The following is a 12,493-nucleotide window of genomic DNA, read 5'->3' on the forward strand; positions in this document are numbered from 1 at the left end:
GCAGGTTATCTAGAGGTCAACCACAGTCTCAGGAGGCACCCATGCCCGGCAAAGTTCCCGCCGACACCCGCGTCGGCCATATTCATCTGAAAGTGTCCGATCTGGACCGCGCAATTGCATTCTATGGCGATGTTCTGGGGTTTTCGCTGACGCAACGCTATGGCAGCGAGGCGGCCTTTCTTGCGGCGGGCGACTATCACCACCACATCGGTCTGAACACATGGCATTCCAAGGGAGCAGGCCCCGCGCCGGACCGCGCGCCGGGATTGTATCACTCGGCCTTTGTGTTCCCTGACCGCGCCAGCCTTGGGGCGGCGCTGAAACGGGTGGTCGAGGCCGGCATTCCGCTGGACGGCGCCGCAGACCATGGTGTGTCCGAGGCCGTCTATCTGCGCGATCCCGACGGCAACGGTGTCGAGCTGTACCGCGACCGCGACTCAGCCGACTGGCCGCGTGACGCCGATGGTCACCTCAAAATGGTCAACAGCCCGCTGGATGTTCACGCCCTGCTGGCCGAAGCCGCCTGAGGCGAATTTTACGCTCAGGCGCATCGACAATCCTCTCTGTCTCGGCCACCCTGCGGCCAAACAGGAGACAGCATATGACCACGGGATTTTTCTGGGACGAACGCACATTCTGGCACGGGGGCGGCAACTATGCCTTTACCCTGCCCGTCGGCGGGCTGATACAGCCGATGGCCGCCGGCGGCCTGCCCGAAAGCCCCGAGACAAAGCGCCGTCTGGTCAACCTGATGCAGGTCACCGGATTGATGGGCGAACTGGACGTGCGCACCGCATCCGAAGCGCCGACCGAGGCGTTGCTGCGCGTTCATCCGCAAAGCTATCTGGATACGTTCAAAAAGATGTCCGACAACGGCGGCGGCGAGCTGGGCCTGCGCGTGCCCTTCGCCCGTGGCGGGTATGAGCTGGCAGCCCTGTCGGCAGGTCTGTCGATGGCAGCGGTCGAGGCGGTCCTGACGGGGGATGTGCAAAACGCCTATGCCCTCAGCCGTCCGCCCGGACACCACTGTCTGCCCGATTATCCCAACGGCTTCTGCCTGATGGCCAACATTGCCATCGCCATCGAGGCCGCCAAGGCCAAGGGGCTGGCGGGGCGCGTCGCCGTTCTGGACTGGGACGTGCATCACGGCAATGGCACCGAGGCGATCTTTTATGACCGCGACGACGTGCTGACGATCTCGTTCCACCAAGAGGGCAACTATCCGCTGGACACCGGCGCGCTGGCCGACCGTGGCAAGGGGGCGGGCGAAGGGTATAACATCAACCTGCCACTGCCTGCCGGTGCGGGGCACACGGCGTATCTGCACGCGATGGACCGCGTGGCGATCCCGGCGATCCGCGACTTTGCCCCCGACATCATCATCATCGCCAGCGGCTACGATGCCTCGGCTGTTGACCCGCTGGCACGGATGATTGCCACGGCGGACACCTACCGGCAGATGACCCACAAGGTCAAAGATCTGGCTGCCGAGGTCTGCGATGGCAAGCTGGTGCTGGTCCACGAAGGCGGCTATTCCGAGGTTTACGTCCCCTTCTGCGCCCATGCCGCGATTGAGGCGATGTCGGACAGTGCCATCAACTTGTCGGACCCCTTTGGCATCACATTCGAAGTGCGACAACCCGGCCCGCGTTTCGATGCGTTCCTGATTGCCGAGATTGACCATATGGCCGACCAGCTTGGGCTATAATCCGCAGGCGGCCCTTGACGGCACCGCTTGCAATGACGACATGCAACCTGACCAATGTAAAAGATCGTAACATATGCCCGAATCTGATCACGCCGCCCTAAGCTTCCTGCTGTCGCGCCGCAGCCGCCCGGCCAAGACGCTGACAACGCCCGTCCCTGACCGCGCCGCACTGGAAGAATTGCTGACCGCCGCCGCCCGCACGCCGGACCACGGCAAGCTTGAACCGTGGCGGTTCATCGTGATCGAAAAGACCGCGATGCCACGACTGGCCGATCTGGCCGAAACGCGCGGCAAGGTGCTGGGGCTGGACGACGAACAGATCGGCAAGGGCCGCAGCCAGTTCGACATGGGCCATCTGGCCATCGCGGTGATCGAGGTGCATGTGCCATCGCCCAAGATCCCGCCGCTGGAACAAACCTATTCCGCCGGTGCGGTGTGCCTGTCGCTGCTGAACGCGGCACTGGCGGCGGGCTGGGGGGCCAACTGGTTGTCAGGCTGGCCCAGCCACGACCGCGTGTTCATGCAAGAGGCGTTTGGCCTGAAAGACAACGAACGCATCGCGGGGCTGATCCACATCGGGACCGAAACATCCGCCCCGCCCGACCGTCCGCGCCCGGACATCGCGGCCAAAACCACATGGCTGTCGGAATGATTTTCGCATCGTTTTTCGCCGCCCTGGGCCAGATCGGCGACCCGCGCTTTCGGCGTGTGCTGCTGTTGGGCGTCGGGCTGACCATCGCGCTGTTGGTGGCCTTTACCACCGGACTGGTGTGGCTGGTCGATGCGCTGACGGCTGACAGTGTGGACGCCCCGATTGTGGGCGAGATCACGTGGCTGGACGACATTCTAAGCTGGGGGTCGGTGTTTTTGATGCTGATCCTGTCGGTGTTCCTGATGGTGCCTGTCGCCTCGGCCATCACGTCGATGTTTCTGGACGAAGTGGCCCAGGCGGTTGAGGATGAACATTATCCCAACCTGCCGTCTGCGATCAACGTGCCCTTTGGCGACGCGGTGCGTGATACGGTGAACTTTCTGGGGGTGCTGATCGGTGCCAACCTGCTGGCATTGATCGTCTATTTCGTCCTGACGCTGATGCTGATGCCGTTCCTGACACCGGTCGTCTTCTGGGCGCTGAACGGCTTTCTTCTGGGTCGTGAATATTTCACCCTTGCCGCCATGCGCCGGATCGGACGCGAAGGTGCCCGCGACATGCGCAGCCAGCACAGCGGCACCATCTTTATCGCCGGATTTCTGATGGCAATCCCGCTGTCAGTGCCGCTGGTCAACCTGCTGATCCCGATCCTTGGGGCCGCGACCTTTACCCATTTGTTCCATCGGTTGCAGATGGCGGGCTCATCCGGTCAAACCAGTCAATATCGCGCAAGGTGATCACCCCGGACAGAATGATCGTTGCGACGATGGCCCAGATCACCGCGGCCACGCCGGTGGTAATCAACGCCTTTTTCTTCAGGTTGTGAACCTCGGGCGCGCCCGCGTGGGTGCCGGGCACGATCTTGCCCATGTCCCCTTGGGTCTGGACGCGAATCGGCAGAATGATCAGGAACGTCATGAACCAGATGACAGCGAACAGAACGAGACCGGATACAGGGCCCATCAGACTTGCTCAAGCTCTGTGAGAGTGCCGTTCATATCCTTGGGATGCAGGAAGATCACCGGCTTGCCATGCGCGCCAATTTTGGGTTCGCCGTCACCCAGAACCCGCAGGCCGCTGGCTTTCAGATGGTCACGGGCCGCGATGATGTCGTCGACCTCGTAGCAGACATGGTGGATACCGCCCGAGGGGTTCTTGTCGAGAAACCCCTGAATCGGGCTGTTGTCGCCCAAGGGGTACAGCAATTCGATCTTGGTGTTGGGCAGTTCGATAAACACGACCGTAACGCCGTGGTCGGGTTCGTCCTGCGGCGCGCCAACCTTGGCGCCCAGCGCGGTGCGGTATTGCTCTGACGCGGCCTTCAGGTCCGGCACGGCGATGGCAACGTGGTTCAGGCGTCCGATCATGGCAAATCTCCCGTATGATGTTGGTGCTGTTATGGGCAGCTTGGCTGTCGGGTGCAAGCGACGCACCGCCGCAGTCGCGTTAACGGCCTGTTAGGCAAGTCGCGCTAGCGTCAGTCAAGCAATCAAAGGACTGCAGTCATGGACACCATCGACCCATTCAAACCGCACCTGCCCGCCCCCACGACCGCGCGCCCGCTACTGGGGCTGACCGTTCTGGCCGTTGAAGACAGCCGTTTCGCCTGCGAGGCGCTTCGTTTGTTGTGCCTGCGCAGCGGGGCACGCATTCGCCGCGCCGACAGCCTGCGCGCCGCGCGACGTCACCTGCGGGTGTACCGCCCGACAGTGGTGATCATTGATCTGGGCCTGCCGGATGGCAACGGCGTCGACCTGATACAGGCCCTGTCCAGCGCGTCGCCCCGCCCCGAGGTGATACTTGGCACCTCTGGCGACAATTTCGGGCAGGCCGACGCGATGGCCGCCGGCGCAGACGGATTTATTGACAAGCCGATCACCTCGCTTGGCCTGTTCCAAAGCAAGATCCTGTCCCTGCTGCCAGAAGAGCGGCGCCCGGACGGACCGCGCAGCGTGTCCATGGAAGAGGTGTTTCCCGACCCGATCGCCTTGCAGGATGATCTGGCCCACGTGGCCGATGTTCTGGAAGACCGCGAAGACGACCGCACCCTGGATTATGTGGCGCAGTTTCTGTGCGGCGTGGCCCGCAGCGCCAAGGACAGCCCCTTGCAACAGGCCGCCGAAGCTTTGGCGCGAAAACGCGCCGCAGGACATCCTGCAATGTCCGAGGCTGCTGTTCTGGCGGGCTTGGTGCAGGACCGCCTGAACCAACGGGTTGCGATCTGAGCGTGCGAACAACCGGATAGAGGCGTAGGCGGTGACGCGGGTTTACAGCGTCGGGTCGCTGGTCACGCGCACCAGCGCTGTCAGATCCGACAGGCGTTCGATCTGGTGGCCTTCTTCGTTAAAGTTCGACGGGTCCAGCCAGACACGAAACGCCTCTTTCAACGCAGGCCATTCCTTGTCAATTGCAGCGAACCAGGCGGTGTCACGGTTGCGCCCCTTGTAGACCGTCGCCTGACGAAAGGTGCCCTCGTAGCTAAGCCCCAACCGTTGCCCTGCACGGCGCGACGGCACGTTCAGCGCGTCGCATTTCCATTCAAACCGGCGATAGCCTGCCTCGAACGCCCATTGCATCGTCAGAAACAACGCCTCGGTCGCGACGGGGGTGCGTTGCAATGCCGGCGAGAAATTGATGTGCCCCACTTCGATGGAACCCGCCGCAGGGTCAATCCGCAGCAGGCTGAGCACACCGTCAAAGTGGCCGGTGTCCAGATTGCGCACGGCAAAAAACACCGGATCACTTTTGTCGGTCACGCTGTGCACCCAGCGATGATACTGCGCCGACGATGAAAACGGACCGTAGGGCAGGTAATCCCAAACATGATCCTCGCCCTCGTAGGCGCGAAACAGCAAGGCCGCATGTTTATCCGCATTCAGCGGTTCAAGGGCAGCATAGCGCCCGGTCATCACGGCCCCTTCGGGCGTGGCGGGCGGCGTCCAGTCTGGCACCAAAGCGCCGAATTGCGGGCTGTCTGAGCGGCGTGTGTTCATACCCGAATCTATAGGCGGAACGCAGCCGACCGCCAAGCGCGATTTGATCCTTACAAAACGATCCCTGGATTGCTGCCCATATCGAGACCGGGGAAAATCACCCGTTCCAGTACCGATTTGTCCAGTCCGGTCATCGCCTGCATGATCCATGCCGCATGGGCGCGCACATCGCGGGTCGGCATCAGGTCGCGGCCTTCGTACAAGTCCGATTCTCTCAGCCCCGGCCAGTCGCCGTAAACCTTGCCCCCCTTGATCGCGCCACCCGCCATCACCATCAGCCCGCCGGTCCCGTGATCGGTGCCACCGGTGCCGTTCTCGCGCGCCGTGCGGCCGAATTCGGTCATCGCAACGACAGCGGTCTTGTTCCAGACAGGGCCGGTCAGCTCTTGCTTCAGATGCACCAGCGTGTCGGACAATTCGCCCAAGGCCGCTTTCAACCCGCGTTCCTGAAAGCGGTGGGTGTCCCAGCCGTTCAACGAAAATGAAGCAACCCGCGCATCTTCACGCAGGCGTTTGGCGGCGAATTCCGCGATTTTCAGGTGCTGTCCGCCCTTGCGGATTTCCTGCATATCCCGCGCCATATTGCCCGACATCGCAGGCGCGTCCGCCGCTGACAACAGCGCCGCCTCGGCCAGTGCCGCGTGCATCGCCGGATCGCTTTCCGAAATCATGCCCAACAGCCGTTCCGCCTGCGGGCTCAGGCTCAGCGTCGCCTCCGGAGTCCAGTTCGCCACCGGGGCCTTGCCCTTGAGAATCGGCATTTCACCCATACCGATGGCATAGGCGGTGTCCGCCTCGACGCCCGGCACCTCTTGCAGCATCCGGTTCAACCAGCCGTCGCGCACGCCGCCTTGCAGCGTGTCGGTGCCTGCTTCCAGCACGTCCTGCCCGTCGAAATGGCTGCGCTTGTCGCGGTAGGGCGTGCTGACCGCATGGGCAAAGCCCAGTTCGCCCGCCTGCCACATCGGCGCCAGTGCCGCCATCGCCGGGTGCAGCGCAAAGAACCCGTCCAGATCCATCGCGCCGTTCTGCGGACCGCCCGCAAGACTGCTGCGCAGGCCCGCATAGTTGGCGTCGCCATAAGGTTGCACCGCGTCCAGCCCGTCCATCGCACCGCGCAGGATGATGACAACCAGCCGCGTGTCCCAAGGGGCCGCGGCAAAGGTGACCGGCGTCAACAGCGGGCTGGCCGCCAGCGAACAGCCCAGAACCGCCGAGCGGGTCAGAAAAAAGCGGCGCGTAAGATCGGTCATGGCGGCTACTCCTAGCGGCGCTGGAACGCGGGGGACATCAGCACCAGGCCGATGGCTTCGGATTTGCTTTCGGCGGCACCTGCCGCGAATTTTACATCTTCGGGCGCCAGACTGCCCAGCGCCGCGTCGACAAAGGCGCGCGGGTCCGGCAGATCGGGGCGCAGCATCTCCGGCCCTGCCATCGCCCAACGGACACGGCCCGACAACCCTTGGGGTGTCAGCCATGCGTCGTCTTCTTCGGGCCAGCCGTCGGGGCCGGAAAACTTTTGCCAGGTCTGTCCCATCACCGCCATCGGTGTCAGCAGCACATTGCGCACCCGTTTCTCGGGCATCTCGGTCACCACGGCAGGATCGACGGCCAGCGCGCGCATGGCCGAGCCTACGAATTCCACCGGCGGCTTGATGTTCGCGCCCTCGGGCGTCCACGCGGCGGGGTGTTCCAGCAATGCAGCATAAACCTGCATCAGGTCGCCTTCGGTTTCGATATAGCGCGCCGTCACGTGGTCGATCAGCGCGGGATCGGGTGTGTCGGATACGAAATGCACCGCCAGTTTCCACGACAGGTGACGCGCGGTGGCGGGATGCACGGAAAGGTCTTCCAGAACCGCATGAACGGGCTTGATCGAATAGGCATCGTCATAGGTCACGCCCAGCACCGTTTCGGCCCCCGGCTCGACATAGTCCTTGCGAAACTTGGCGCCTTGTTTGGGCTGAAACGACAGGCCGGTAAACAGCTCGGCCAGTTGGCGCACATCGTCCTGGGTATAGGGGCCATCGACCCCAAGCGTGTGCAATTCCATCACTTCACGGGCGAGGTTTTCGTTCAGCCCTGCCGTCTTGCCCCGTTTCTGCGCCCGTTCGCTGCCCGGCCCCATCGACCGGTCCTGATCCAGAAATTGCAGCATGACCGGATGAGTCACGGCGCTGATCAGCAGATCGGCGAAACGACTGCCAACAAAGGGGCGAATGCCGTCTTCGATGTAGGGTGACGTGGCGCGCTTCACCACACCCGCCTTGCCCGTGGCAGTGAAATGGTCGCCCCAGAAATACACCAGACGTTCAAAGAACCCCGTTTCGGTATAGGTCCGGCGCAGCATGGACATGCCCAGCCAGTGGGTCATGTCGATACGGGCCTGTTTTTTCAACAGGTTGCGCTCTTTCTGCGCTTCTTTGGCTTCGGGTTTACCCCGGTTCGCCCGCAATGTGGTCCGCAGCTTGTCACTGGCGACCATTCGTTCGCGGAAGATGCTGAACGGCTCGATGGGAAAGCGTTGCGCCATCGCGTCGGGGGCGGTGATACCGGCCAGCATCGCCTCGACCGACGCTGCGGGGGCGATCACCGGCGACAGGCCGCAGCCAAATCGGATCTCTGCAAACTCAGGTTGGAATGCGCGCACGGACAACTCCCTTGCCGATCATGGATGCAATATAGCAAGGGGCGCGCCCATTTGCATCGGCGCGCCCCATCACTTTTTTATTGCAGGCGGCGGACCGCCCAAGGATGCATCAGTCCTGCGGAATGACCCGCAGACCCAGCTCCATCAACTGGTCGCTGGTGGGGTCTGACGGCGCATTCATCATCAGATCTTCGGCGCGCTGGTTCATCGGGAACAGGATCACTTCGCGGATGTTCTGTTCGTTCGCCAGCAGCATCACAATGCGGTCAATACCTGCGGCACAGCCACCGTGGGGCGGCGCGCCGTATTGGAAGGCGTTGACCATACCGCCAAAGCGTTTGCGCACTTCAGTCTCGTCATAGCCCGCGATTTCAAACGCTTTGAACATGATCTCGGGGCGGTGGTTCCGAATGGCACCGGACACCAGCTCATAGCCGTTGCAGGCCAGATCATACTGATAGCCCAACACATCCAGCGGATTGCCTTGCAGCGCGTCCATGCCGCCCTGAGGCATCGAGAACGGGTTGTGTTCAAAGTCGATCTTGCCGGTGGTTTCGTCTTTTTCATAGATCGGGAAATCGACGATCCAGGCAAAGGCAAACCGGTTGGTGTCGGTCAGGCCCAGCTCGTCACCGATGATGTTGCGGGCACGGCCCGCGATGGCTTCGAACTGTTTGGGCTTGCCGCCCAGGAAGAACGCCGCATCGCCCATGCCAAGGCCCAGTTGCTGGCGGATGGCTTCGGTGCGCTCGGGGCCGATGTTCTTGGCCAGCGGGCCGGCCGCCTCCATGCCGCCCTCGACCTCGCCGGATTTCAGCTTGGCTTGGGCCTCTTTCACGGTAATGCCCAGCTCTTGCGCCACGGCATCGGCGGTTTTCTCGCGCCAGAAGATATAGCCCATGCCGGGCAGTCCTTCCTTCTGGGCGAATGCGTTCATGCGGTCGCAGAACTTGCGCGACCCGCCTGTGGGCGCGGGAATGGCGCGCACTTCGGTGCCGTCCTGTTCCAGCAGCTTGGCAAAGATGGCGAAACCGGACCCGGCAAAATGCTCGGACACGACCTGCATCTTGATCGGGTTGCGCAGGTCGGGCTTGTCGCTGCCGTACCACAGGGCCGCATCGCGATAGCTGATCTGCTCCCATGTCTGGTCGACTTTGCGCCCGCCGCCGAATTCCTCGAAAATGCCGCCGATCACGGGCTGGATCGTGTCGAACACGTCCTGCTGGGTGACAAAGCTCATCTCAAGGTCAAGCTGGTAGAAATCGGTGGGCGACCGGTCGGCACGCGGGTCTTCGTCGCGGAAACAGGGCGCGATCTGGAAATATTTGTCAAAACCCGAGACCATCAAAAGCTGTTTGAACTGCTGCGGGGCCTGCGGCAACGCATAGAACTTGCCGGGGTGCAGACGCGAGGGCACCAGGAAGTCGCGCGCGCCTTCGGGCGACGATGCGGTGATGATCGGCGTTTGGTATTCGCGGAACTTGGCATCCCACATGCGGCGCCGCATCGAGGCAACAACGTCCGAGCGCAGCTTCATGTTGGCCTGCATCTTTTCGCGGCGCAGGTCCAGATAGCGGTATTTCAGGCGGGTTTCCTCGGGGTATTCCTGATCGCCAAACACCATCAACGGCAGCTCAGCAGCGGGGCCCAGCACTTCGACCGCGCGCACGAACACTTCGATCTCGCCGGTGGGGATCTTGGCGTTGACCAGTTCGGGCGCGCGCGCCTTCACTTCGCCGTCGATGCGCACGCACCATTCGCTGCGCAGCTTTTCCACGTCGGCAAAGGCGGCGCTGTCGGGGTCGCACAGAACCTGCGTCACGCCGTAGTGGTCGCGCAGGTCGACAAACAGGATGCCCCCGTGATCGCGCACGCGATTGACCCAACCGGACAGGCGGACGGTTTTGCCGACGTCGGCGGCGGTCAGTTCGGCGCAGGTGTGGCTGCGATAGGCGTGCATAATAGGCTCCCGCTCTCTGGGCTGATGATCGGGGCAGATACACCGCCCATAGGGTGGGAAGTCAAGCCGCGCGGGCCGTCGCGCGGGGGAAATCCGCGCGACAGGGACGTTTTGTGGGGTCTAGCCCAGCGATCGCAGCAATTCTTGCGAGGGCACGCCGGTGGCCGCCATCCCGCGGCTGGACTGATAGGCGCTGATCGCGGCCTTGCTTTTCGGGCCCAGAACGCCGTCGGCCCCGTCGGTGTCAAAGCCTGCGGCGGTCAGTTTACGTTGCAATGCCATACGGTCATCCTTGGTCAACCCGTTGGCATCGGGCGGGAAGGATCCGCGCAACGGCCCTGCGCCGCCGATGCGGTCAGCCAGATGGCCCACGCCAATCGCGTAGCTGTCCGAGTTGTTGTAGCGTTTGATCGCGTTGAAATTCGACGTGACGGCAAAGCTTGGGCCGCCCGGTTGCGGGGTGATCACACTGCCCGCAGGCGCGCCTGCGCCCACCTCGCCGCCCCAGCGGGTGCCACGGGACCAGCCGTTGCGTTGCAGGTACGCGGCGGTCGAGGCCAGCGCGTCGCTGGGGTCCGCCGACCAGATGTCGCGGCGGCCATCGCCGGTATAATCGACGGCAAAGGCTTGGTACGATGTGGGGATAAACTGGGTGTGGCCCATCGCCCCCGCCCAACTGCCCACCATACGGTCGGCGGCGATGTCGCCGTTCTGAACAATCTTCAGCGCCGCCACCAGTTGCTTTTCAAAGAATTCCCCGCGCCGCCCATCATAGGCCAGCGTCGAGGTGGCCGACACGACCGGCACGTCGCCCTTACGCTCGCCAAAAAAGCTTTCCAACCCCCAGATCGCACAGATGATAGTGCTGTCGACGCCATATTTCGCCTCAAGCGCGTTCAGCGTGCTGCCGTGGCGCGCATAAGCGGCGCGGCCCTTGGTGACGCGTTCGTCAGATGCCGCGATGGCAAGGTAATCTTCCAGCGTGCGGCTGAACTCGGTCTGGTTGCGGTCGCGTTTGACCACGCCGGGCAGGTAGCCCGCGCCACGAAAGCCGGCATTCAGCGTGCTGTCGGAAATGCCCTGCGCGCCTGCGCGGTCGCGGAACGATGCGACCCATTGGCTCCACCCGGCATTCGGCACCGGGCGCAGGTCATCGGGCAAGCCGCCCGATGCAACCGACGGGATGCCCGGCATCGAAGTGCCACAGCTTGCAAGGCCCAGCCCTGCGGTCAGTGCAAGTGTGAAATTGCGTCGTGTGATGATCATTTTTCTGCCCTGCCCATTCTTGTTTGGGCATCACCCTAACGCAAAGGTGAACACACGCAATCATCCGCGTACCGCATGTCGGGCGGTACGCGGCGTTTTGCCCAAGGCGCAGGCTTAGCCGATGATATTCAGCAGCAGTTCGCGCGTGTTTTCTTCGGTCATTGTCACCGGATTGCCGCCGGTGCTGGGGTCGATCAGTGCGCCCGCCACGATGCGGTCTACGTCGGGGTTTTCAACACCCAGACCCTTCAGCGTCTTGGGAATGCCCATCGACGCATTCAGATCGTCGACAAAGGCGCAGAACCCGTCAAAACCGCCGTCGATGTCCAGATAGCGCGCAGCCTGTGCGATCTTGGCTTCGATCTCGGGGCGGTTAAATTGCAGCACCGCGGGCATACACACGGCGTTCGTGGTGCCGTGGTGGGTGTGGTAGATCGCGCCGATGGGGTGCGACAAGGCGTGGATCGCGCCCAGACCCTTTTGAAACGCGGTGGCCCCCATGGCAGCCGCCGACATCATCTGTGCGCGCGCTTCGATGTCGGTGCCGTCCTTGTAGGCACGCGGCAGGTAATCCTTGACCAGCCGCATCCCTTCCAGCGCCATGCCCTGGCTCATCGGGTGATAATGCGGCGAACAGAACGCTTCGACGCAGTGGGCAAAGGCATCAAGTCCGGTGCCAGCGGTGATAAACGGCGGCATGCCCACGGTCAGCTCGGGGTCGCAGATCACGACACTGGGCAGGATCTTGGGGTGGAAGATAATCTTTTTCTCGGCGGTTTCCGAATTGGTGATAACCGACGCGCGGCCCACTTCGGACCCGGTGCCTGCGGTGGTGGGCACGGCGACGATGGGCGCGATGGCGTCGGCATCGGCGCGGGTCCACCAATCGCCGATGTCCTCGAAATCCCAGATCGGGCGGTTTTGCCCCGCCAGAAACGCCACGACCTTGCCCAGATCCAGGCCCGAGCCACCGCCAAAGGCGATCACGCCGTCATGGCCGCCCTCGCGGTAGACCGCGACACCCGCTTGCGCGTTCACTTCGGTCGGGTTCGGGTCCACGTCGGAAAACATCGCGCGGCCCAGACCGGCGGCGTCGATCAGGTCCAGCGTGCGCTGGGTGATGTCCATGCCCGCCAGCCCGCGATCGGTGATCAGCAGCGGCTTGGTGATGCCTGCGGCCATGCAAGCCTCGGCGATTTCGGAAATGCGCCCCGCGCCAAAGCGGATTGCGGTGGGGTAGGACCAGTTTGCAGTCAGCGTCATG

13 protein-coding genes are annotated in these 12,493 nt (G+C 63.0%); 5 read left to right on the forward strand and 8 right to left on the reverse strand.

Annotation, left to right across the window (positions count from 1 at the left end; translation table 11 throughout):
• The first annotated feature begins 41 nt into the window (after positions 1-41).
• From AAC077_RS16540 to AAC077_RS16555, 4 genes are all read left to right on the forward strand, one after another.
• Complete coding sequence (locus AAC077_RS16540) at positions 42-527, forward strand: VOC family protein (protein ID WP_339771784.1); 486 nt, start codon at positions 42-44, stop codon at positions 525-527.
• Between the two features lie 74 nt (positions 528-601).
• Positions 602-1,708, forward strand: coding sequence for a class II histone deacetylase (locus tag AAC077_RS16545; RefSeq protein WP_339771787.1), 1,107 nt, complete (start codon positions 602-604; stop codon positions 1,706-1,708).
• A gap of 73 nt (positions 1,709-1,781) precedes the next feature.
• Positions 1,782-2,360, forward strand: coding sequence for a nitroreductase (locus tag AAC077_RS16550; protein WP_339771790.1), 579 nt, complete (start codon positions 1,782-1,784; stop codon positions 2,358-2,360).
• Positions 2,357-3,097 (forward strand): EI24 domain-containing protein, encoded by a 741-nt coding sequence (locus tag AAC077_RS16555; protein WP_339771793.1) that lies wholly within the window; start codon positions 2,357-2,359, stop codon positions 3,095-3,097. The genes AAC077_RS16550 and AAC077_RS16555 overlap by 4 nt, the downstream gene beginning before the upstream one ends.
• Here the strand turns inward: AAC077_RS16555 and AAC077_RS16560 are convergent.
• Both AAC077_RS16560 and mce read right to left on the reverse strand, forming a co-directional pair.
• A complete protein-coding gene (locus tag AAC077_RS16560; RefSeq protein WP_339771795.1) occupies positions 3,027-3,323 on the reverse strand; it encodes a DUF1467 family protein in 297 nt (98 codons plus the stop codon). The genes AAC077_RS16555 and AAC077_RS16560 overlap by 71 nt on opposite strands.
• Positions 3,323-3,727 carry a methylmalonyl-CoA epimerase gene (mce, locus tag AAC077_RS16565; RefSeq protein WP_339771798.1) on the reverse strand — a complete coding sequence of 135 codons (405 nt, stop codon included), beginning with the start codon at positions 3,725-3,727 and terminating at the stop codon, positions 3,323-3,325. The genes AAC077_RS16560 and mce overlap by 1 nt, the downstream gene beginning before the upstream one ends.
• A gap of 138 nt (positions 3,728-3,865) precedes the next feature.
• Here mce and AAC077_RS16570 point away from each other — a divergent pair, with 138 nt between their 5' ends.
• Positions 3,866-4,585 (forward strand): response regulator, encoded by a 720-nt coding sequence (locus AAC077_RS16570; protein WP_339771800.1) that lies wholly within the window; start codon positions 3,866-3,868, stop codon positions 4,583-4,585.
• 42 nt (positions 4,586-4,627) lie between these two features.
• Here AAC077_RS16570 and AAC077_RS16575 read toward each other — a convergent pair whose 3' ends face one another.
• The 6 genes from AAC077_RS16575 to AAC077_RS16600 all read right to left on the reverse strand — a co-directional run bounded on the left by AAC077_RS16575 (position 4,628) and on the right by AAC077_RS16600 (position 12,492).
• Entirely contained in the window at positions 4,628-5,353 is a 726-nt protein-coding gene (locus AAC077_RS16575) for a GNAT family protein (RefSeq protein WP_339771803.1), read from the reverse strand.
• 50 nt (positions 5,354-5,403) lie between these two features.
• Entirely contained in the window at positions 5,404-6,606 is a 1,203-nt protein-coding gene (locus AAC077_RS16580) for a DUF1501 domain-containing protein (protein ID WP_339771807.1), read from the reverse strand.
• A gap of 11 nt (positions 6,607-6,617) precedes the next feature.
• Positions 6,618-8,003 carry a DUF1800 domain-containing protein gene (locus AAC077_RS16585; protein ID WP_339771809.1) on the reverse strand — a complete coding sequence of 462 codons (1,386 nt, stop codon included), beginning with the start codon at positions 8,001-8,003 and terminating at the stop codon, positions 6,618-6,620.
• A gap of 109 nt (positions 8,004-8,112) precedes the next feature.
• Positions 8,113-9,963 (reverse strand): aspartate--tRNA ligase, encoded by a 1,851-nt coding sequence (gene aspS / locus AAC077_RS16590; protein WP_339771812.1) that lies wholly within the window; start codon positions 9,961-9,963, stop codon positions 8,113-8,115.
• A gap of 120 nt (positions 9,964-10,083) precedes the next feature.
• On the reverse strand, positions 10,084-11,229 hold the full coding sequence (locus tag AAC077_RS16595) for a lytic murein transglycosylase (protein ID WP_339771815.1): 1,146 nt from the start codon (positions 11,227-11,229) through the stop codon (positions 10,084-10,086).
• Positions 11,230-11,343: 114 nt separating this feature from the next.
• Positions 11,344-12,492, reverse strand: a complete 1,149-nt coding sequence (locus tag AAC077_RS16600; protein ID WP_339771818.1) for an iron-containing alcohol dehydrogenase — start codon at positions 12,490-12,492, stop codon at positions 11,344-11,346.
• Between the last annotated feature and the right edge of the window lies 1 nt (position 12,493).

It is taken from the genome of uncultured Pseudosulfitobacter sp. (genome assembly GCF_963976325.1).
In the GTDB taxonomy this organism is placed as follows: Bacteria; Pseudomonadota; Alphaproteobacteria; order Rhodobacterales; family Rhodobacteraceae; genus Pseudosulfitobacter.

Excerpts from the sequence above, each read along its gene's own strand:
- AAC077_RS16540 (WP_339771784.1), top strand. The coding sequence starts at position 42 with ATGCCCGGCAAAGTTCCCGCCGACACCCGCGTCGGCCATATTCATCTG.
- AAC077_RS16600 (WP_339771818.1), bottom strand. The coding sequence starts at position 12,492 with ATGACGCTGACTGCAAACTGGTCCTACCCCACCGCAATCCGCTTTGGC.
- AAC077_RS16545 (WP_339771787.1), top strand. The coding sequence starts at position 602 with ATGACCACGGGATTTTTCTGGGACGAACGCACATTCTGGCACGGGGGC.
- AAC077_RS16555 (WP_339771793.1), top strand. The coding sequence starts at position 2,357 with ATGATTTTCGCATCGTTTTTCGCCGCCCTGGGCCAGATCGGCGACCCG.
- AAC077_RS16595 (WP_339771815.1), bottom strand. The coding sequence starts at position 11,229 with ATGATCATCACACGACGCAATTTCACACTTGCACTGACCGCAGGGCTG.
- AAC077_RS16570 (WP_339771800.1), top strand. The coding sequence starts at position 3,866 with ATGGACACCATCGACCCATTCAAACCGCACCTGCCCGCCCCCACGACC.
- AAC077_RS16580 (WP_339771807.1), bottom strand. The coding sequence starts at position 6,606 with ATGACCGATCTTACGCGCCGCTTTTTTCTGACCCGCTCGGCGGTTCTG.
- AAC077_RS16575 (WP_339771803.1), bottom strand. The coding sequence starts at position 5,353 with ATGAACACACGCCGCTCAGACAGCCCGCAATTCGGCGCTTTGGTGCCA.
- aspS (WP_339771812.1), bottom strand. The coding sequence starts at position 9,963 with ATGCACGCCTATCGCAGCCACACCTGCGCCGAACTGACCGCCGCCGAC.
- mce (WP_339771798.1), bottom strand. The coding sequence starts at position 3,727 with ATGATCGGACGCCTGAACCACGTTGCCATCGCCGTGCCGGACCTGAAG.
- AAC077_RS16550 (WP_339771790.1), top strand. The coding sequence starts at position 1,782 with ATGCCCGAATCTGATCACGCCGCCCTAAGCTTCCTGCTGTCGCGCCGC.
- AAC077_RS16560 (WP_339771795.1), bottom strand. The coding sequence starts at position 3,323 with ATGGGCCCTGTATCCGGTCTCGTTCTGTTCGCTGTCATCTGGTTCATG.